21 protein-coding genes and 1 riboswitch are annotated in these 20224 nt (G+C 66.8%); of the genes, 8 read left to right on the top strand and 13 right to left on the bottom strand.

Annotation, left to right across the window (positions count from 1 at the left end):
• The first annotated feature begins 281 nt into the window (after positions 1-281).
• From AC1DYU_RS06275 to pepT, 6 genes are all read left to right on the top strand, one after another.
• Positions 282-1136 carry a VOC family protein gene (locus AC1DYU_RS06275; protein ID WP_476790878.1) on the top strand — a complete coding sequence of 285 codons (855 nt, stop codon included), beginning with the start codon at positions 282-284 and terminating at the stop codon, positions 1134-1136.
• Positions 1137-1236: 100 nt separating this feature from the next.
• On the top strand, positions 1237-2835 hold the full coding sequence (locus AC1DYU_RS06270; RefSeq protein ID WP_476791307.1) for an ABC transporter substrate-binding protein: 1599 nt from the start codon (positions 1237-1239) through the stop codon (positions 2833-2835).
• Between the two features lie 40 nt (positions 2836-2875).
• Positions 2876-3853, top strand: a complete 978-nt coding sequence (locus AC1DYU_RS06265) for an ABC transporter permease (RefSeq protein ID WP_476790877.1) — start codon at positions 2876-2878, stop codon at positions 3851-3853.
• Between the two features lie 4 nt (positions 3854-3857).
• Positions 3858-4688 (top strand): ABC transporter permease, encoded by an 831-nt coding sequence (locus AC1DYU_RS06260; RefSeq protein WP_476790876.1) that lies wholly within the window; start codon positions 3858-3860, stop codon positions 4686-4688.
• A complete protein-coding gene (locus tag AC1DYU_RS06255) occupies positions 4685-6307 on the top strand; it encodes an ABC transporter ATP-binding protein (protein WP_476790875.1) in 1623 nt (540 codons plus the stop codon). The genes AC1DYU_RS06260 and AC1DYU_RS06255 overlap by 4 nt, the downstream gene beginning before the upstream one ends.
• A 39-nt stretch (positions 6308-6346) precedes the next feature.
• Positions 6347-7573: a peptidase T gene (pepT, locus tag AC1DYU_RS06250; protein ID WP_476790874.1), complete on the top strand. Its 1227-nt coding sequence runs from the start codon at positions 6347-6349 to the stop codon at positions 7571-7573.
• A 54-nt stretch (positions 7574-7627) separates the two neighbouring features.
• Here pepT and AC1DYU_RS06245 read toward each other — a convergent pair whose 3' ends face one another.
• On the bottom strand, positions 7628-7912 hold the full coding sequence (locus AC1DYU_RS06245; RefSeq protein WP_476790873.1) for a hypothetical protein: 285 nt from the start codon (positions 7910-7912) through the stop codon (positions 7628-7630).
• 193 nt (positions 7913-8105) lie between these two features.
• On the opposite strand from AC1DYU_RS06245, the gene AC1DYU_RS06240 reads away from it, so the two are divergent.
• The gene (locus AC1DYU_RS06240; RefSeq protein ID WP_476790872.1) at positions 8106-10439 is read left to right on the top strand and encodes a putative bifunctional diguanylate cyclase/phosphodiesterase; all 2334 of its coding nucleotides are present in this window, start codon (positions 8106-8108) and stop codon (positions 10437-10439) included.
• A gap of 152 nt (positions 10440-10591) precedes the next feature.
• Positions 10592-11323, top strand: a complete 732-nt coding sequence (locus AC1DYU_RS06235) for an N-acyl amino acid synthase FeeM domain-containing protein (protein ID WP_476790871.1) — start codon at positions 10592-10594, stop codon at positions 11321-11323.
• 60 nt (positions 11324-11383) lie between these two features.
• Here the strand turns inward: AC1DYU_RS06235 and AC1DYU_RS06230 are convergent, their stop codons facing one another.
• The 12 genes from AC1DYU_RS06230 to pdxH form a co-directional block, all read right to left on the bottom strand.
• The gene (locus tag AC1DYU_RS06230; protein ID WP_476790870.1) at positions 11384-12256 is read right to left on the bottom strand and encodes a hypothetical protein; all 873 of its coding nucleotides are present in this window, start codon (positions 12254-12256) and stop codon (positions 11384-11386) included.
• Between the two features lie 242 nt (positions 12257-12498).
• On the bottom strand, positions 12499-12807 hold the full coding sequence (locus AC1DYU_RS06225; protein ID WP_476790869.1) for a hypothetical protein: 309 nt from the start codon (positions 12805-12807) through the stop codon (positions 12499-12501).
• Positions 12808-12845: 38 nt separating this feature from the next.
• Positions 12846-13139, bottom strand: a complete 294-nt coding sequence (locus AC1DYU_RS06220) for a GNAT family N-acetyltransferase (protein WP_476790868.1) — start codon at positions 13137-13139, stop codon at positions 12846-12848.
• Positions 13140-13283: 144 nt separating this feature from the next.
• Positions 13284-14069, bottom strand: coding sequence for an ABC transporter ATP-binding protein (locus AC1DYU_RS06215; RefSeq protein ID WP_476790867.1), 786 nt, complete (start codon positions 14067-14069; stop codon positions 13284-13286).
• Positions 14066-15103: a FecCD family ABC transporter permease gene (locus tag AC1DYU_RS06210; RefSeq protein ID WP_476790866.1), complete on the bottom strand. Its 1038-nt coding sequence runs from the start codon at positions 15101-15103 to the stop codon at positions 14066-14068. The genes AC1DYU_RS06215 and AC1DYU_RS06210 overlap by 4 nt, the downstream gene beginning before the upstream one ends.
• Positions 15100-16122 (bottom strand): ABC transporter substrate-binding protein, encoded by a 1023-nt coding sequence (locus AC1DYU_RS06205; protein ID WP_476791306.1) that lies wholly within the window; start codon positions 16120-16122, stop codon positions 15100-15102. The genes AC1DYU_RS06210 and AC1DYU_RS06205 overlap by 4 nt, the downstream gene beginning before the upstream one ends.
• Before the next feature lie 304 nt (positions 16123-16426).
• Positions 16427-16641: riboswitch (cobalamin riboswitch) on the bottom strand.
• A gap of 44 nt (positions 16642-16685) precedes the next feature.
• Complete coding sequence (locus tag AC1DYU_RS06200) at positions 16686-17342, bottom strand: hypothetical protein (RefSeq protein WP_476790865.1); 657 nt, start codon at positions 17340-17342, stop codon at positions 16686-16688.
• A gap of 35 nt (positions 17343-17377) precedes the next feature.
• Positions 17378-17647, bottom strand: coding sequence for a hypothetical protein (locus tag AC1DYU_RS06195; protein ID WP_476790864.1), 270 nt, complete (start codon positions 17645-17647; stop codon positions 17378-17380).
• 215 nt (positions 17648-17862) lie between these two features.
• On the bottom strand, positions 17863-18285 hold the full coding sequence (locus AC1DYU_RS06190; RefSeq protein ID WP_476790863.1) for a TIGR02301 family protein: 423 nt from the start codon (positions 18283-18285) through the stop codon (positions 17863-17865).
• Positions 18282-18800, bottom strand: a complete 519-nt coding sequence (locus tag AC1DYU_RS06185) for an NUDIX hydrolase (RefSeq protein ID WP_476790862.1) — start codon at positions 18798-18800, stop codon at positions 18282-18284. The genes AC1DYU_RS06190 and AC1DYU_RS06185 overlap by 4 nt, the downstream gene beginning before the upstream one ends.
• A complete protein-coding gene (locus AC1DYU_RS06180; RefSeq protein WP_476790861.1) occupies positions 18781-19557 on the bottom strand; it encodes an SDR family NAD(P)-dependent oxidoreductase in 777 nt (258 codons plus the stop codon). Before AC1DYU_RS06180 ends, AC1DYU_RS06185 begins: the two co-directional genes overlap by 20 nt.
• 14 nt (positions 19558-19571) lie before the next feature.
• Positions 19572-20186, bottom strand: a complete 615-nt coding sequence (gene pdxH, locus AC1DYU_RS06175) for a pyridoxamine 5'-phosphate oxidase (RefSeq protein ID WP_158484209.1) — start codon at positions 20184-20186, stop codon at positions 19572-19574.
• Positions 20187-20224: the final 38 nt, after the last annotated feature.

Here is a 20224-nt window from a genome sequence, read left to right as displayed (position 1 = left end):
TGAGCCGTTCGAACCTATCCTTGCCGCCTCGTCCGGCCAGGGCAAGAGGAGCTTCCCACGCTGACGGCAAGCAGGAGATCGATCTTCCACTAAAGATCATCGAGGCGAACAATATCTTCCAAAACTTGCGATATATCATTCTGCGCTTGGAATTTTCATCCCCGCCCCGCTATGTGTGCAGCGCAACAGCGGGCGGCTGGAAAGCGCGGAGCGGGCGATTGCATCGCGCCATGGCTTCGGTTGAACTCGCGCTCCAACGGACTTCGGATCAAAGGCCTGTCATGCCGCTCAAGCACATTCTCGGCCTCGACCATGTCGTGGTCACCGTTCGCGATCTCGACGCCGCAGCGGTCCAGTGGAAGAACCTCGGCTTCACCGTTTCGCCACGCGGCACGCATTCGCCGATCCTCGGCACCGGCAACTACACGATCATGTTCGGCGAGGACTATGTCGAACTGCTCGGCATCCTCACCGAGACCGAGCAGAACAAGCCGACCCGCGACTATCTCGCCAAGCGCGAGGGCCTGGAACGCGCCGCCTTCACCACCGACGATGCCGCAGCCGGCGCCACAGAACTCAAGGACCGTGGCCTGGCGGCGCTGGGCCCGATCCATTTCGGCCGGCCGGTCGATCTGCCCGGCGGCGGTATCGGCGAGGCCAGGTTCAACGTCTTCCGCTGGCCGCTCGACCAGAACCCGGGTGGCTTGCGCATCTTCGCCTGCCAGCACCTGACGCGCGAGACGGTCTGGTTTCCCGAGCTCCAGAGCCATGCCAATGGCGTCACCCGAATCGTGCGCCTCGAGGTGCTCGCCGCCGATCCCAAGGCCGCGGCGCAGCATCTGGCCGGCCTGATCGACGAGCCGGTTCATGCCGATGGCGATGGCTGGCGCGTGCCCTCGGGCGGCAAGCGCGGCGATTTCCTGTTCTACAACGCGGCCGGCTTCGCCCGACGCTATCCTGAAGCCGTGCGCGATGGCGCGGCAACGGAAGGCGCGGCCGGGCTGGTTCTGGCAACCGGCGATCTCGGCCGCGCCACAGCCGCGCTCGGCACCCGCGCAATCGCCCATGATGGCACCGTCAGCGTCGCCGCGAGCGCGGCCAACGGCATCGTCGTCAGCTTCGTGCCGCAATCATAACCACGCCTGTTTTTGAGGCGGCGAAAGCGTTGACGCCCCGCGCCGCCGCCCGCATCGTTTCCCTAACGTGACCGCACGACCTGAGGATCCCGCCATGGACATGACCCGCCGCGCCGCGCTCCTGACCAGCGCCGCCATCGCCTCCAGCGTCGCGTTTCCGATGCGCTCCTTCGCGCAGCAGACGCCGCGCAAGGGCGGTGTCTTCACCGTCCACTACGGCGCCGAGCAGCGCCAGCTGAACCCGAGCCTGCAGGCCTCGACCGGCGTCTACATCATCGGCGGCAAGATCCAGGAGCAGCTCGTCGATCTCGACGCGGCCGGCAACCCGGTCGGCGTGCTCGCCACGAGCTGGGAAGCGGCGCCCGACGGCAAGACCATCACCTTCAAGCTGCGCGACGGCGTGAAATGGCATGACGGCAAGCCCTTCACCTCGGCGGACGTGCAGTTCACCGCGATGGAGATGTGGAAGAAGATCCTGAACTACGGCACCACGCTGCAGCTCTTCCTGACCGCCGTCGACACACCCGATCCGCTGACCGCCGTGTTCCGCTACGAGCGCCCGATGCCGCTCGGCCTGCTGCTGCGCGCCCTGCCCGATCTCGGCTATGTCTCGCCGCGTCACCTCTACGAGGGCAAGGGCGACATCCGCCAGAACCCGGTCAACCTCGCGCCCATCGGCACCGGCCCGTTCAAGTTCGTCGCCTATGAGCGCGGCCAGCACGTCATCGCCGAGCGCAACACCGATTACTGGCGCCCGAACGCGCCCTATCTCGACCGGATCGTCTGGCGCGTCGTCACCGACCGCGCGGCGGCAGCCGCCCAGATGGAAGCCGGCCAGATCCATTACAGCCCGTTCTCGGGACTGACGATCTCGGACTCGGCGCGCCTGTCGAAGGACGCGCGCTTCATCGTCTCGACCAAGGGCAATGAGGGCAACGCCCGCACCAACACCGTCGAGTTCAACTTCCGCCGCAAGGAACTCGCCGACATCCGCGTGCGCCGCGCTATCGCGCATGCGCTCGACATCCCGTTCTTCATCGAGAATTTCCTCGGCGACTTCGCCAAGCGCGGCACCGGCCCAGTCCCCTCGGTCTCGACCGATTTCTATCCCGCCGACAACGGCCCGCAATATCCCTTCGACAAAAAGCTCGCCGCCAGCCTGCTGGATGAGGCCGGCTTCAAGGCGGGCGCAGGCGGCACGCGCTTCAGCTTGCGCCTGCTGCCCGCGCCCTGGGGCGAGGACATCACGCTCTTCGCCACCTTCATCCAGCAGTCGCTGGCCGATGTCGGCATCAAGGTCGAGGTCGTCAGAACCGATGGCGGCGGCTTCCTGAAGCAGGTCTATGACGACCACGCCTTCGACCTTGCCACGGGCTGGCACCAGTACCGCAACGACCCCGCCGTCTCGACCACGGTCTGGTATCGCTCGGGCCAGCCCAAGGGCGCGCCTTGGACCAACCAGTGGGACTGGACGAGCCCTGCGATGGACAAGATCATCGACGACGCCGCGACCGAGGTCGATGTCGCCAAGCGCAAGGCGCTCTATGGCGATTTCGTGCGCCTCGCCAACACCGAGATCCCGATCTGGACGCCGATCGAGCAGATCTTCCTGACCGCGATCAGCGCCAAGGCACGCAACCACTCCAACACGCCGCGCTGGGGCTCATCCTCCTGGCACGATCTGTGGTTGGCGGAGTGATCGCTTCGCCTTCCGAAACGGCCTGCTACAGTCGGACCCTATGCGCATCCTGACCCTCGCGGGGCGGCGTCTGGCCGCCTCGATCCCGACGCTGCTGCTGATCCTGATCGGGGTCTTCGTCCTGCTGCAATTCGCGCCGGGCGACACCGTCGATGCGCTGATGGCGCAGATGGGCGGCGGCGATGCCACGACCGCCCGGCAGTTGCGCGCCTATTACGGGCTCGACGTCTCGGCCTGGGCCCAGCTCGGCAACTACCTCTGGCGCCTGGTCCGGCTCGATCTCGGCTTCTCGGCGATCTACGGCAAGCCGGTCGCGACCGTGATCGCCGAGCGCCTGCCGGCGACGATCCTGCTGATGACCGCATCGCTCTCGCTGGCCTTTGTCTTCGGCTTGATCTTCGGCGTCATCGCCGCGCGCGGCGTCAATCGCTGGCCCGACACGCTGATCTCGACGCTCGGCCTCGTCTTCTATGCGATGCCGACCTTCTGGTTCGGGCTGATGGCGATCGTGGTCTTCTCGATCTACCTGCAATGGCTGCCGGCGGGAGGATTCGAGGACATCACGGTCGGGCTGACCGGCTGGCGCCGTACGCTCGACATCGCCAGCCACCTCGTCCTGCCGACGCTGACGCTCGGCCTGTTCTACATGGCGATCTATCTGCGCATCATGCGCGGCTCGATGCTGGAGGTGCTGACGCTCGATTTCGTCCGCACCGCCCGCGCCAAGGGCATGGACGAGACGCGCGTTGTGGTGCGCCATGTCCTGCGCAACGCGCTCCTGCCGATGGTGACGTTGATCGGCCTGCAGGCCGGCACGATGCTCGGCGGCTCGGTCGTGGTCGAGAGCGTCTTCTCGCTGCCGGGCCTCGGCCGCCTCGCCTATGAATCGGTGATCCAGCGCGATCTCAACACGCTGCTCGGCATCGTCTTCGTCTCGGCGCTGCTGGTCATCACCGTCAACTTCATCGTCGACCTGCTCTATGCCCGGCTCGACCCGCGCATCACGACGGGAGGCTGAAGCGATGTCCTTCCTCAGACTTTATTTCCGCAGCCCGCCGGCGATCATCGGCCTCGTCCTGCTGATCCTCGTCCTGGCGATGGCCGCCACCGCCGACTGGTTTTATCCGCGCGACCCGCTGGCACTAGCCGGGCGACCACTGATCTGGCCGCTCAGTAATCCGCGCTTCCTGCTCGGCACCGACAATTCCGGCCGCGACATCGCCGCCCAGATCTTCCACGGCGCCCGTATCTCGCTGCTGATCGGGCTGGTCGCCACCGCCATCTCGGTCTTCATCGGCATCACCATCGGCGCTCTGGCCGGCTATTACGGCGAGTGGGTCGATACCGCGCTGATGCGCGTCACCGAGGCCTTCCAGACCCTGCCGAACTTCATCCTGCTGCTGGTGCTCGTCGCGGTCTTCGGCTCGACCATCACCACGGTGACGGTCGCGATCGGCATCGTCTCCTGGCCGGCCTCGGCTCGTTTGACGCGGGCCGAGTTCCTATCGCTGCGCAACCGCGAATTCGTCCAGGCCGGCCGCACGCTGGGTCTCAGGGATGCCAAGCTGATATTCGGCGAGATCCTGCCAAACGCGCTGCCGCCGGTCATCGTCTATGCCAGCGTGGTGATGGCAATCGCGATCCTGCTCGAAAGCGCGCTGGCCTTCCTCAAGCTGTCGGACCCCAACGTCGCCTCCTGGGGCAACCTGATCGGCGCCGGTCGCGATGTGCTGCGGGTGCAATGGTACGTCTCGGCCATTCCCGGCGTCGCCATCCTCGTCACGGTTCTGGCTGTGTCGCTCGTCGGACAGGGGCTGAACGATGCGCTGAACCCGAGACTGAAGGGCCGATGAGCGCGATCCTCACCCTCGACGCGGTCAGCGTCAGCCTGCCCAAAAACGCCGACCGCCCCCATGCGATGAGCGAGGTGTCGCTCGCGCTCCAGGCCAACGAGATCCTCTGCGTCGTCGGCGAGTCCGGCTCCGGCAAGTCGATGACGGCCAATGCCGTGATGCGCCTGCTGCCGCCCGGCGTCGCCATCGATGGCGGCCGCATCCTGTTCGAGGGCCGCGATCTCGCAGGCCTCGGCGAAGCCGAGATGCGCAAGGTCCGGGGCGCCGGCATTGCCATGATCTTCCAGGAGCCGATGACGGCGCTGAACCCGCTGATCACCATCGGCGACCAGATCGGGGAGATGTTCGAGCTGCACACCGACCTCGGCAAGGCAGCCATCAAGGGCAAGGTCCAGGCCTTGCTTGAAGAAGTGCGGATCCCCGACCCCGTCTCGGCGGCAAAAGCCTATCCGCACGAGCTCTCGGGCGGCCAGCGCCAGCGTGCCATGATCGCGATGGCGCTGGCGCTCGATCCCAAGGTGCTGATCGCCGACGAGCCGACGACCGCGCTCGACGTCACCACCCAGGCCCAGATCCTCGAACTCATCCGCGATCTGCAGAAGCGCAAGGGCACCGCCGTCCTGTTCATCACCCATGATTTTGGCGTCGTCGCCGAAATCGCCGACCGCGTCGCGGTGATGAGCCAGGGACGCGTCGTCGAGCAGGGCACGGCGGAGGCCGTACTCGGCAACCCGCAGCATGCCTACACGAAGCAATTGATCGCCTCCGTGCCGGCGCTGAAAGCGCCGCCGCCGCGCGAACTCGCCCCTGAAGCGATCCTCACCATCGAGCATGTCTCGAAGACCTATCGCACCGGCGGCTTCCTCGGACGCGGCCAGCGCGTCACCCATGCGGTCAAGGATGTCTCGCTCGCCCTGCCAAAAGGCGCGACGCTCGGCATCGTCGGCGAATCCGGCTCCGGGAAATCGACGCTGGCGCGCTGCCTCGTGCGCCTGATCGATCCCGAAAGCGGCGCGATCCGGATCGAGGGCACCGATCTCGCCAGCCTGACCAAGGCCGAGCTTCGCGCCGCGACGCGCCATATCCAGATGGTGTTCCAGGATCCCTTCGCTTCGCTCAACCCGCGCCGCAAGGCGGGCGACGCCGTCGCCCAGGGTCTGATCGTCCATGGCACGCCGCGCGCCGAGGCGCTCGCGCGCGCCCGCGAGCTGTTCGCGCTGGTCGGCCTCGACCCGGCCGCGACCGACCGCTACCCGCATGAATTTTCCGGCGGCCAGCGCCAGCGCATCGGCCTGGCGCGCGCGCTCGCGCTGGAGCCGCGCGTGCTGGTCGCCGATGAGCCGGTCTCGGCGCTCGACGTCTCCGTCCAGGCGCAGGTACTGAAGCTGCTGGCCGATCTTCGCCAGCGTCTCGGCCTCTCGATCGTCTTCATCACGCATGATTTGCGCGTCGCGGCGCAGGTTTGCGACCTCGTCGCGGTGATGAAGAATGGCGAGGTCGTCGAGGCCGGTCCGATCGGTGAGGTCTTCGGGAATCCCCAGCATGCCTATACCAAGGCGTTGCTCGCCTCGATTCCCGGCCGCGAGTTCGGTATGCGGGATCAGGCACTGGCCGTCTGACGCAGGACAGCCGATCCGACGGACAGCATCGGAGAGACCATGAGCATCCGCGAGCAGTTGATCGAGCGCTTCTTCCGCTATGTCGCGGTCGAGAGCCAGAGCGATGCTGGGGCTACGACCCTGCCGAGCACGCCCGGCCAGCAGCGCCTCGCCGCTTTGCTCGCTGACGAGCTGCGCGGCCTCGGGCTTGAGAACATCGTCATCGACGAGCATGCGACCGTCACCGCGCTGAAGCGCGGCAACCGTCCCGGCGCGCCCAGGATCGGCTTCATAGCCCACCTCGACACCGTCGATTCAGGCCTGTCGCCGGTCATCGACCCGCAGATCCTGCACTTCGAGGGCAGGGATCTTTGCCTCAACCCGCAGCAGGACATCTGGCTGCGCGTCGCCGCGCATCCCGAGATCGAACGCTGGAGCGGGGCGGACATCATCTTCAGCGATGGCACCAGCGTGCTCGGCGCCGACAACAAGGCCGCCATTGCCGTCGTCATGACGCTGCTGGCGACGCTTTCACCCGATGACACCCATGGCGACATCCTCGTCGCCTTCGTTCCCGACGAGGAGATCGGATTGCGCGGCGCCAAGGCGCTCGATCTCGCGCGCTTCCCCTGCGATTTCGCCTATACGATCGACAGCTGCGAGGTCGGCGAAGTCGTCATCGAGAACTTCAACGCCGCAGCCGGCGAACTCGTCTTCACCGGCGTCAGCGCCCATCCGATGTCGGCCAAGGGTGTGATGGTCAACCCGCTATTGATGGCGCACGACTTCATGGCTGAGTTCGATCGCGCCGAGACGCCCGAGCGCACCGAAGGCCGCGAAGGCTATGTCTGGTTTACCGAGATCGCCGCCAATGCCAGCCAGGCCCGCCTCAAGCTTGCGATCCGCGAGTTCGACCGGCAGCGCTTCGAGCAGCGCAAGCGGCGGATCGGCGAGGTCGCCGATCTGATCGCGGCGCGCTATCCCAAGGGCCGGGTCGAATGCCGCGTCACCGACACCTATGGCAACATCTCCGACAGCCTCGGCGACGACCGCCGCTCCGTCGATCTGTTGCTGTCGGCCATGGCGGCGCTGAACATCGAACCGAAACTGATCCCGATGCGCGGCGGCACGGACGGCGCGGCGCTCTCGGCCCGGGGCATCCCCACCCCCAACTTCTTCACCGGCGCCTACAATTTCCACTCGCGCTTCGAATTCCTGCCCATCCCGGCTTTCGAAAAGTCATTCGAAGTCGCGCGCATGATCTGCCTGCGGGCGACCGCGTCCTGACTGCGACGCTCGTGCCCTCGAAGCGCGGGATCGATCGGGAAGGCGCTAAACGGATCAGGACAGGGTGCGCGTGACGTCGCCGCCAAAATCCGATGCCCAATCGTCGCCAGCTTCGGCATAGCCCGGGGCGAAACCCGCGCAAGCTGGATCGGCGGAACCCGATCCCTCGCCGGCGTATCGGCGCAGGAGCGCCGCCTTGAGCGGACAGGGCTCGCCGCCCACCATTCCCGAGGCGCCCCCGAGGTCGAACAGGCATGACGCGCAGGGCAGAGCTGAGATGCGGGGCAGGCCTGCCCGCAGTTCCAGCAGGATCCCGGACGGTTCCGTCGAAGCAGGCATGGATCAGGTTCCGGTTTGCCGCGGTCAGCGTCAAAGGCAACCGTTGCACGGCAAGCCTCACCGGGTTGTTAATTCTATCTGCGCGATAATCGGCAACGTAACCCAGTGCCACGACGGGCAGCCTGCCAGATCACAAGAACATCTTAACGGTAAAGGCGGATGTTGCCGCAAGCTGCCCTACAAGGGATTCGTGATGCCGTCCAAAACCTCCCCTCGCGTTGTCGATCAGGGCTTGCGCGACGAGGTCTATATTTCGCTGGTGCGCTCGCTCTACGCCGACCCGCGGACCCTGATCATTGGGTCCAGCGGGACCGTGCTCGCGGCTGTGCTCAGCGCCGTCTTGACCGGCCATCCCGCATTCTATGCGTCCGCCGCCATTCTGCTGTGCCTGACGCTGGCCAGGGCCGCCGATGTCGCTCAATTCAAGGCGGCCGGACACAAGATGTGCGACCGTGGCGACGCGGCGCGCTGGGAGAGGCGCTACACCATCTTCGCCTCAATCTATGTCTTCGTTCTTGGAATCTGGTCCTTCCTGACCTTCGCGATCCCCGCCAGCCCACCGGTCCAGCTCCTCGCCTTCTCGATGACGCTTGCGAACCTGATCGGGGTCGCCGGCCGCAACTATGGCAGCCGCCTGCTGGTCACCACCCAGTTGACCTGCGCGGGTCTGCCGCTGCTCGCCGGTCTCGTGCTTGCGGGCAACACGCACTACGCTGTCGTCGCCTGTGTGCTCGGGCCGTTCCTGCTGAGCTTCAAGAGCATCGCCGACAAGCTCCGCGCGACCCTGACCACGGCCGTCGTCTCGGCCAAGCGCGAGCGCCTGCTGGCCGCGCGGCTCGAAGCCGCACTCGACAACATGGCGCATGGGCTGTGCATGTTCGAGCGAGATGGCCAGCTGTCGCTCGTTAACCGTCGGCTGCCGGCGATCGTCGGACTGCCGGCAGGACTGGCGGAGCCGGGCCGCGGCATCGGGCGCTTCCTCGTTCGCTGCCAACGCGCAGGGCTGATCGGCCGCGCGCCATTGCGCAGCCTCGTGCTGGCCGCTCGCCTCGCCATGCGAGATCACAGCGAGGCAAGGCTCAATGCCCGCCTGGCCGATGGCCGCGTCCTCGATCTGACCTTCCGGACATCGGGTGTTACCGGCACCGTCGTGGTAATCGAGGACGTCACCGAACAGCGCCTGCAGGAGGACACGATCCGCCAGCTCGCGCATTACGACCCGCTCACCGGTCTGCCGAACCGCAGCCTGCTGAAAACGCATCTGCAGACCCTGATGGCGGGGGCGGATCAGAGCTTCGCGATCCTGTTTATTGACCTCGACCACTTCAAGAAGGTCAACGATACGCTGGGCCATCCCTATGGCGACGCCCTGCTGATCGAGATCGCACGCCGCCTGACCACGCTGCTGGATGCGGCCTCCCTGATCGCACGGCTCGGCGGCGACGAATTCGTGGTGGTCATTCCCGATCTCGTCGACCGCCGGGCGCTCGAGCAGATCACCGCGCGCGTCAGCGCCAGCCTGATCCAACCCTACGAGGTTGAAGGCAACGCCATCGTCAGCAGCGCCAGCATCGGCATCGCCATCAGCCCCGATGACGGGCGCGACCCCGACATCGTCATCCGCAATGCCGACCTCGCGCTCTACGCGGCCAAGTCGAGCGGACGTGGCTGCGCGCGCTTCTACGACAGCAGCATGATCGAAGCCGCGCGCACGCGGCGCATCGTCGAGCTCGACCTGCGCGAAGCGCTGGCGAGCGACCAGTTCGAGATGTTCTACCAGCCCATCGTCGCGATCGGTTCGGGCAGGATCACGAGCTGCGAGGCCTTGCTGCGCTGGCGTCATCCCGAGAAGGGCATCATCGCGCCTGGCGACTTCATCGGCATAGCCGAGGAGGTCGGGCTGATCACTCAGATCGGCCGCACGGTCCTGGACAAGGCCTGCCGCGAGGCAATGCTCTGGCCGACCAGCGTCTCCGTCGCGGTCAACATCTCGGCGATCCATTTCCGCGGCGACATCATCGTCAACGATGTCGCCCAGGCGCTCGCCAGGTCGGGACTGGACGCATCCCGGCTCGTGATCGAGCTGACGGAATCGGCGCTGATGCATGACGACGCGCAGGCGCTCTCGACGCTGACGCGGCTGCGCGATCTCGGCGTGCAGATTGCGCTCGACGATTTCGGTACGGGCTATTCCAGCCTGAGCTACCTGCAGTCCTTCCCGCTGCACAAGATCAAGATCGACCGGTCCTTCGTCTCGGGTGGGCGCGAGACGCAAAAGGACCAGACCCTGCTGGTCGGGATCGCGCGCCTCTGCAAGGAGCTCGGCCTGACGGTCGTGGCCGAAGGCGTCGAAACGGTCGAGCAGCTCGACGGCCTGACGAGAATGGGGGCAATCGACGAGGTTCAGGGCTATCTGCTCGCCCGCCCCCAGGCGACGCCCCTTGTGCGCGACCTGATCAAGGCTTTCGCGGTGCGCTCGCTCACCGCGACAGTCGAGCGAATCCCGTTGCGCCGTCACGCGCCCTGACCAAAACCGCCGCTGGCTAGGGACAGGCCACGTCCTGCAACATTGCCTGCAATAAACGACCAGCGATTAATTCTTGTGCATACCACGGCTTGACGGTGCAGCCGCGCGGCAGCAAAGGTTAATTTAAATTAACCTTTGCTTACGGTTGCATCATGGTCCAGGCCATCGCTCATCAGACTTTGTCGCTGACCGACAGGGTGATGCGGGCGCTCGACCGGATCGATTACCGTCTCGCCGTCACCGAGCAGGATCGCGAACGCATCTTCGCACTGCGCTATCATGCCTATCTCCGCGAAGGCGCGATCGCTCCGAGCGCTGACGAGCGTTTCACCGATCCGGTGGACGACCAGCCGAACTGCTTCATGTTCGGCGTCTACGCCGATGGCGAACTCGCAGGCGCCATCCGCCTCAGCATCTCCGGAGCGGGCATGCCAGATGTCCCGACAGCCAAGGTCTTCCCGGAAACCGTCCTGCCGCAGATCGAGGCCGGCCGCGTGCTCGTCGATCCGACCCGCTTCGTCGCCGATGCCCGCTGGTCGCGCGAGCTGCCCGAGCTGGCCTATCTGACGCTGCGCCTGCCCTGGCTGGCGATGGAGTATTTCAGCGCCGACATCATGCTGGCGGCAGTGCGGCCAGAGCATTACCCGTTCTACCGCCGACTCTGGGGCAACACGGTCGTCAGCCCGCCGCGCCTCTATCCAGGCCTCACCAAGCCGGTGATGCTGTCGCAGCTCGACTATGCCAAGGCGGCGCCCCGGGTCGAGGCGCTCTATCCCTTCTTCCGGCCCCGCAAGGGCGAGCGCGCGGCGATCTTCGGCGGAAGCGGAATGGCGTGGCTGCCCGCGATCACCGGCACTCCGGCGGCCCGGCCGGTTCTGGTCTGATCAGGACTCAGAAGGCGCCGGAAGGCGCCTTCTTCACGTCGTGACCATGTGTGCCGTGGCTCAGCCACGCCCGAACAGATCGATCTCCTCGTCGCGATGACGCCCGCCGAGCATGGCGGAGAGATAGGCGGCGGCAGCGCCGACCAGCAGCACGGCAGCGGTCATGAAAGCGACGATGACGGCGGTCTTGCGCGCCTTCTCGGCCGCCTGTTTGGCGGTCTCCTTCGCCTGGTTGAGCTGCGCATAGGTCTCGTCGATGCGCTTCTCGGCTTCGGCCTGCGGGATGTTCATCCGCGCCGCCATCCGCGAGGCGATGTATTGCCGGTCCGATGCATCGAGGCTGCCATTCGCCAGGCTGCGGACGAGAATGCGCGAAGCTTCCTCGCGCTCGCCCTGCGTCACCGGCGTCGTGCCGGTCGAACGCGTCACATTGTCCAGAGCCATGCCGAGCGGGTCGGCCTGCTGGCTGATGAGCGCGCCCGCACCACCGGCCGCCGCGGCAGCGCCCGTCACGGCCGTCCTGGCCGCACCCATGATCGAAGAGGAGGTAATGAAGGCGACCAGAAGCGCTCCCAGCGCCCAGACGACGAGGCCATGGGCACCGTCGCGGACGCCGCGTTCATGCGAGCTGGAATCCGCGAGCGGCTTGCGCATGCGGCCGGCAAGATAGCCGCCGGCGCCGCAGGCGGAGACGGTCACCCAGAGCGCCCAGAGGGCAGCCGCGATGGCAAGCGCCACCATGCTGGTCGAGCGCGAGGTTTCGGCTGAGACCAGCGAGAGGCCGATGGCCGATCCGAAGGCGGCCATGATCGTCGAGATCGCGGCGGAAACCACCGCGCCCCCGAGGATCGGGCTCCATTCGAGATAGGATCCTGACGAGGCTTCGGAGCCGGGAGGGGTGACGACGACGACGTCGGTTGAGCCAAGTGACATGGGCGTACCCCTTACCGGAGACCGAGGAACGACAGGATGGCCAGAACGACCACGACGAGACCCACGAGATAGATGATACTGTCCATGACAGCCCCTTTTTCACAGAAGAGCGCCGAGGCGCGTGTGCCGCATAACCGCAGGGCTGGCCAAGATGTTCCGCGCCAATAGACTGGCACAGCGCGATCACACTGGGCGGACTGCGGCCCGGCCTGACAAAGCCGCCCGATCGCACTGGCGGTACGCTAGCCGCGCCTTTTTCTGAAGCCCTCGACCCGGTCGATTACCCACATGGTGAAACGGGCCATCGGCCGCTGCAGGAACCGAACGTCGGCCGCGATCAGCATTAAGCCGAGCGGCAACATCCAGGCGCCCAGGATCGGCAGGAACGAAAAGATGCCACCGAGAATCAAGGCGAGGCCAGCCGGCAACCGCGCCCAGCGCGAGGCGGGATGGCGCAGCCAGCGCAGAGCCGAAGCCAGGCGCGTCGGCAGGTCGCGCTCCAGCCGCTTGAACGCGGCGCGAAGCTCCTGTTGACCGGTCGGCCGGGTCATCGTCCGCCCCCGTGTCTCGATATTGGAAATGGCATCGCTCAGTGCGCGAGCACGTCGGAGAATTCCGGATGGCGGCGCGCCCAGTCGGCGGCGAAGGAACACGCCGGCACGACGCGGCGGCCGCTGGCCCGGGCCATCTCGAAGATGCCGGAAACCAACCGCGAGCCCAATCCCTGGCCATTGAACGCAGGCGGAACCTCGACATGCGTCACGATCAGCCAATCGCCATCGCAGCGGAAAGTCGCGAAGGCGGTCCCACCGGGAAACGCCATCTCGAACCGGTTTCCGGCGACGTTCTCGATTACGGGCTCGACCTGATCCACGTCCATCATCATCCTCTCCGGGCGGGAACCGGCACGCATCAGCGCTTATTCCAGGCACCACCAGATAGGGATGATGTCGGCATCGGCCAACCCGGCGCGCGCTATCCCCGCGCCGTCAGCACGAACATCGGCACGCCGCCTGCGTCATCCCTCTCATCGCGCAGTCCCCTCCTCCGGCAGGTCGATCAGATATTCGATATGCCGCCGGCCTGAGGCGCCCTCGCGGATGCTGACGGCAACGCCGAAGACACGCGCGATCAGATCCTCGGTCAGCACCTCCGGCGGCGGCCCCGACGCGACAACCTTGCCGTCATGCAGCACCGCGATCTCGTCGCAGAACAGCGATGCGAGATTGAGGTCGTGCAAAGCGAGGATGCAGGTGACGCCGAGCCGTCGCAGCAGCGACAGGATCGAGAGCTGGTGCTGGATGTCGAGATGATTGGTCGGCTCGTCGAGGATCAGTTCGCGCGGCTCCTGAGCGAGCGCGCGGGCGATATGGACGCGCTGACGCTCGCCGCCCGACAATGTATGCCAGAGCTGGTCGTGCCGCGCAGCCATGTCGACACGCTCCAGCGCCGCCTCGACGGCTTCCTCGTCGGCGTCAGTCCAGGAGGCGAGCGCGCCGCGATGCGGCGTTCGCCCGAGCTTGACCACGTCGCAGACCGAGAGCTGCACCTCGGTCGAGGCCTGCTGCTCGACGAAGGCAAGCCGCTTGGCGAGATCGCGCCGCGCTATCGTGGCGAGGTCGCGGTCGTCGAGCGTGACGACGCCGCTCTCGACCTTGCGCAGGCGGCAGAGCAGCCGCAGCAGGCTCGACTTGCCCGAGCCGTTGGGGCCGATCAGCCCGAGGATTCGCCCTGGCTCGGCGCGCAGCGTCACGCCGTCGACGATCATCCGCCGCGCCGCGCTCCAGCGGATGTCATGGGCAGCGAGCGTCATGTCGCGCGCCTCGCTCGGTAAAGGATCAGCGCGAAGGCCGGCGCTCCGAACAGGGCGGTGACGACACCGATCGGCAGGATCTGCTGCGGCACCAGGATGCGCGACAGGATGTCGGCGAGAATCATGAAGATCGCGCCGATCACCAGGCAGGCCGGCAGCAACCGCGCATGCGCCGGCCCCACGAGAAACCGCGCCGCATGCGGGATGACCAACCCGACGAAGCCGACCGTGCCGACGATTGAGACCATGGTCGCGGTCATCACCGCCGTCGTCGCAAACAGCACGATCCGCACCCGCGTCACCGCGACGCCGAGCGAGGCCGCTGCATCCGCCCCGAAAGCGAAGGCGTCGAGCACCTTGGCGTGCAGCATGCAGACGCCAAAGCAGATCAGCGCCACCGGCGTCGCCACCCAGACATCGGGCCAGCGCACGCCACCGAAATTGCCGAGCAGCCAGAACATCACGCCGCGCGCCTGCTCAGCATTGGCGAGCGTCGTGACGATGGTCGCGGTGGCCGCATTGAAGAGCTGCGATCCCGCGACGCCGGCGAGGATGACGCGGTCGCTCGAACCGCCCGCCCCCGTCGCCAGCAGCGCCACCACCAGCAGCGCCACCACCGCGCCGATGAAGGCTCCGCCCGAGATCGTCAACGCAGCCCCGCCGAAGCCGAGGATCATCACCGCCACCGCGCCGGTCGAGGCGCCGGCCGAGATGCCGAGGATATAGGGCTCGGCCAGCGGATTGCGCAGCAGCGCCTGCAGGATCGCGCCCGACAGCGCCAGCGTTCCCCCGCAGAGCGCCGCCAGCAGCGCGCGACTCAGGCGGTAGTCGAAGATGACGCCCTGCTGGATCGGGCTGACCGGATAGTCGAGATCGAACACCCCGTTTCCGAGCGCCTGGAAGGCGGTCGACAGCGGGATCTTCATCTCGCCGATGGTCACGGCCAGCGCGATCGCGGTCACCAGCGCCAGCAGCGCCGCCAGCGCGATCGCGATCCGCGCCGGCCAGTTGGGCTTGATCGGCGCGTGGCTCACTTGGACAGCCCGAAGCTCTCGATGGCTTTGGCCAGCGCCTCGATGCCGTCGACCGTGTCGAGGCCCGCCCGTGTCGCGCCGACATCCATCACGACGATGCGGTTGTTGCGGACCGCGTCGAGCTTGCTGGCGACCGCGTCGGTCCTGAGGAAGTTCAGCTTGAGATCGATGTCGTCGGCCGGGAAGCGGCGCCGGTCCATCTTCACCACCACGATCACGGCGGGGTTGGCGGCCGCCACGCTCTCCCAGCCGACCAGCGGCCACTCCTCGTTCGTGGCGATGATGTTGCGCGCCCCGAGCTTGGACAGGATATAGGCCGGCACGCCGTTCCTGCCGGCCAGGAAGGCATCGCCCTTGACGTCCTTGCTGGAGAACCAAACGGTCACCGGAATGTCCCTGGCGGCACGGCCGGCCACCGCCGCGACAGCCTTCTCCTCGCGCGCCTTGAGTTCCGCGACCAGCGCCTCGGCCCGGTCCACGACATCGAAGATCTGCCCGAACTCTCGGATGTTACGGTAGACCAGTTCCATCGTGAACATCTGGGTGCGGACGCCGTCTCCGCCGCCCGTGTTGTCCTTGCCGACGCAATCCGATGGCGAGACATAGGCCGGCACCTTCAGCTTGGCGAACTGGTCGCGCTTGCCGACGATGCCGTTGGGGCCCACATGCCATTCGAACATCGCGGTGACGAGGTCGGGCTCCTGCGCGACCACCGCCTCGAAGCTCGGGTCGTTGTCGGCGAGCTTCTTGACCCTGGCATTGGCCGTCTCGAAGCGCTTCGCCACCGGGCTGAACCAGACGGCCGTGCCGACGACCCGATCGCCCAGGCCAAGCGCATAGAGGATCTCCGTCTGGGTCTGGCCGATCGCCACGACGCGCTTCGGCGCCTTGTCGAAGGTGACCTGGTGCCCGCAATTCTCGACCGTCACCGGATAGCGAGTCGCCTGCGCGCTGGCGAAACCCATGCCGAGAGCCAGCAGCGGAAGAGCGAGCGCGACGGAGCGCGCAAGACGGCGCAGGCCGCGGGTCGAAATGGTCATGGCATGGTCCGGCTTGTGAGGACGGCGGGAAAACGAAACGGCAGGCACCGCAATGGCGGCGTCGAAAGACCGTAATGTAATAACATCACAATTTTCATGGCCCTCCGTGGACGGCCGGGTCAAGCGCGATGCCGCGCCGTGGTGAAGCTGGGTGGTGGAAAATCTCTGCATCATCGTTTGCCCCGTGATGATTAAGGGGCGCACGACGGACGCGCGCGACGGATTGGCGGATGTGAAATCCGGCCCGTTCGCGCACGACCGATCAGGACACCCCGCCCGAAAGACCGTTCAGTCGATCAGGGCAGGTCTCCTGGCTCGCGGGTCGACGCCAACTCCGCCCGGCCTTCCCAGCGCAGGCTGCGCCAGTGGACGATGGGCGGAAAGCTCGCCGCTTACAGTTGCGGGGGCAGCCTCGGCATTGGCGCACAAGGCGCCTCACCGAATTCCCTCTTAGCTTCGGCCGAAAACGACCGAAGAACCTTGATCACCGTTGACGATAGAGCGCTCACAGCCGCCGTCAAGGGCGCGTTGCGATGCGTCACCTACTCCCAGGTGAAGCCCAGCTCGTAGATGACCGGAGCCACGGCACGCATCTTCAGATCGTCCGAGGAGAAGGCCTGATCGCCCGAAACCGCATCCTGCGCCGCACCGGGAGCGGTCTTCGCCGCCGCGAAGCGCACCAGCATGCGGCAGCCGCCGGGCGGCGCGTCGAGCGTCCCGCCGCGCCAGTCGCTCACCGTGCCGGAATAATCCCAATCGAAGCCGGCGAGTTCGAAGGGTTTGCCATTGATCGCTTCGACCTGTGTCAGCGGCTGGCGCAGGCTGAGCGGCTTGGCGTCGGAGCGGGCTGCGAGCCGCCAGCGATAGGCCGGCGGCGCGGCGCTGGCATCAGTGGTCCGGCCGAAGATCGCCATGCGCGGATTGCTGCGCTTGGCGCGGTCGTTCCAGAGGATTTCGATTCGGCGGGCCGGGTCGGCGGCGAAGAGCACTGTGCCCTGCTCGGTCTCGCCTTCGCCGATGGAGAGCTTCCGGCTCGAGACATTGCGCGCGCCGAAAGCCTTGGCGAGCGAGGCATGGCTGGCCTGTCGCGAGATCGGCCCGTCGCAGGTCAGGACCGGCCCGATCTCCTGCGCCTGCACGAAAGCCGGCAATGACGCGAGAACCGATGCGAAGAACGGGATTGCGATGCGGCACGCCATCCCGCCGCGTCCTTACGCCCGCTGCGCAGTCCGGCTCAGTGCCGCGTGCCGCTGCTGAAGGCACCAGTGCGAACCTTGTCCGCCAGACCCTCGGCAAAGACGGCGGTCGCCTCCTCGCCATAGGTCTCGACCAGCGTGCGGAAGGCGGCAAACAGCGCGGCATGGGCCAGCGCGTCGCTGTCGAGCCCATCCTGCTGCGCTTCGGTGAAGGCGTCCTCGACATAGCCATAGGCGACGCGGCGCGCGTCATGGCTGTCCTCGGCCATGGCCAGGTCAAGCGGCAGGTCGTCTGAAATGATGGACATGAAGGCGAGAACTCTGCGGCTTGCTTTTGATCGGCTTGTTGTCGCGCGAAGCTGGTTTCCTGGCACGAATCGTGCCGTTTCCGGCCCGCTTCGCGACGATCGACGTTGCCTGAATCATAGGCCGTGCCAGAGCGGGACGCTACCGCCGCGTTTAAGAAAGGTTAACGCGGCCGGACAAATCCCACGGAAAGCCGCAGTTCGGCGCGCTCTGTCACCTATCCGCCATAGCGGCCGGCCAGCACCCGGGCGAGGCGCTCGCCCTCCCCCGCCAGGCGCGTGGAGGCCTCTTGGCTGCCCTCGGTGCAAGCGCGGTGCGTCAGCGAATAGGCCCGGAAGCCGCGGTTGTAGGCAGCCGTCAAACGCTCGCGCCGCGGCGGCGTGCGGCCTTCGGCCTCGACCAGCGCCGTCATCCGGTCGCGCCAGTCCTGCGCCTCCTTGCCGGCGCAGAGCGTGCGCAGATAGGCCAGCGACCCCATGATCTCGGCGAGCTTCAGAAGCTGCGGCTCATAGGGCGGCGGCGGTGGCTCAGGCGCAGGCTCCGCCGGCTTGGCAGCGGCAGGGGGGCGCTGCTGCGCCGGAGCGACGCCCGGCAGCGCGCCCGTCAGCAGCGCGAGCAGGCACAGCGCAGCGCGCCTCATGCACCGTCCCCGGCCGCAAGCAGGATGGTGCGGGCCCTGCGCAGCACATCGGCAAGCTCGCGCGTCGTCGCGAGCCCGCCGAGCTTGAGCGGGTCGGCCCACATCACCGCGCCGGCTTCGGGGCCGGTCCGGGGTTCGCCCGAGAGCCATTCGCCCACGAACGACGCGACGACGAAATGATGCGTGATCTCGCCTGCCGCGTCGCGGCCGAAGATCTCGACATGGCGGTTGAAGCCGACGATCCGCGCGGTGACGCCGACCTCTTCCTCAAGCTCGCGCAAGGCGGCCTGCTCCAGCGTCTCGCCGGCCTCGACCTTGCCGCCCGGCAGCGACCAGAGCTGGTCGGCAGGCGGCTTGGTCCGCGTCGCGAGCAGGACCTTGCCGTCGCGGAAGACGGCGACCGAGGCCGCCAGCACCGGACGGGCCGGAGCCTTGCCGGTCGCCGGGAAGCGGATGACCTGGCCGCCCTCGCCGCTCATCGGGAACAGCCCAGGCTCATACGTGCTGCCCACCATTGATGTGCAGCTCGGCGCCGGTGACGTAGCTCGACGCGTCGGTGCACAGGAAGTGGATCGCGCGCGCCACCTCCTCGGTCTTGCCGAGGCGCCCGAGCGGCAGGGTCGCGACGATCTTCTCGGTCCCCGGCGAGAGGATGGCGGTGTCGATTTCGCCCGGCGAGATCGAATTGACGCGGATGCCAAGCGGGCCGAAATCCGAGGCCATTTCCCGCGTCAGGCTGGCGAGCGCCGCCTTCGAGGTCGCATAGGCGGCGCCTGCGAAGGGATGGACGCGCGAGCCTGCGATCGAGGTGACGTTGACGATCGTGCCCTTGGCGGCGGTGAGTTCGTCGAGCAGGCCGCGCGCCAGCATGATCGGCGCGAAGAAATTGACCTGGAAGACCTTGTGCCAGTCGTTGAACGAGGTCGTTGCCGCGCCGAGCCGCGCGCCCTTCGGCCCCTTCGGAGAGATGCCGGCATTGTTGACCAGCGCATTGAGCTTGCCGCCCTCGGCCGCGAGCCGCTTCTTGATCTCGGCGATGCCGCGCATCGTGTCCTCGGGGTCGCCGAGATCAATCTGGACATGGTCGTCGGCGCCCGACGGCCAGGGGCATTTGTCGGAGAAGGCCTGGCGCGAGCAGGACAGGATGCGCCAGCCCGCCATCGCGAACTGCATCACGGTGGCGTGGCCGATGCCGCGGCTCGCCCCGGTCAGCAGCATGACCGGGCGCTTGCCCGCCTCGGTCTTGGGAAAATCGAATTTTGGCATCGCCATCTGGCTGTTGATCCTCAAGGATAAAGGCGCGCGCGCGCCCAGGGTTCGCCGGCAGAGGCGCGGCGGAAGACGACGCGGTCATGCAGCCGGAAGGCGCCGTCCTTCCAGAACTCGAGATAGACCGGCGTGATGCGAAAACCGGTCCAGTGCGGCGGGCGCGGGATCGTGCCCAGCCCGAACTTTGCGGCCTGGACGGCGACCGCCTTCTCCAGCGCGAAACGGCTCTCCAGCGGGCGCGACTGCTGCGAGGCCCAGGCGCCGATGCGGCTGTCGCGCGGCCGCGACTGGAAATAGGCATCCGCCATCTCGTCGCTGACGATCGTCACATGGCCGCGAATGCGGATCTGGCGGCGCAGGCTCTTCCAGTGGAACAGGGCAGCCGCCTTGGGCTGGCCAAGCAGTTCCTCGCCCTTCTGGCTCTGCGTGTTGGTGTAGAAGACGAAATCCTCGCCGTCGCGCCCGTTCAGCAGCACCATCCGGCTGTTGGGCATGCCCTCGGCATCGACCGTCGACAGCGCCATGGCATGGGGGTCGTTGGGTTCGGAGGTCTTTGCTTCTTCGAACCAGGCCTGAAACAGCGCGAAAGGGTCCTGTTCCCCCGTGAAGTCACCGCTCGTTAACCGTTCCACGTGTCTAATCCTTGGAGAAGCTGGGGTTTTGCGTTTGG

This window comes from Allobosea sp. P2_B12 (assembly GCF_056404835.1).
Note: the sequence above shows the minus strand (reverse complement) of the source record. Positions and strands in the feature narration are given on the sequence as shown.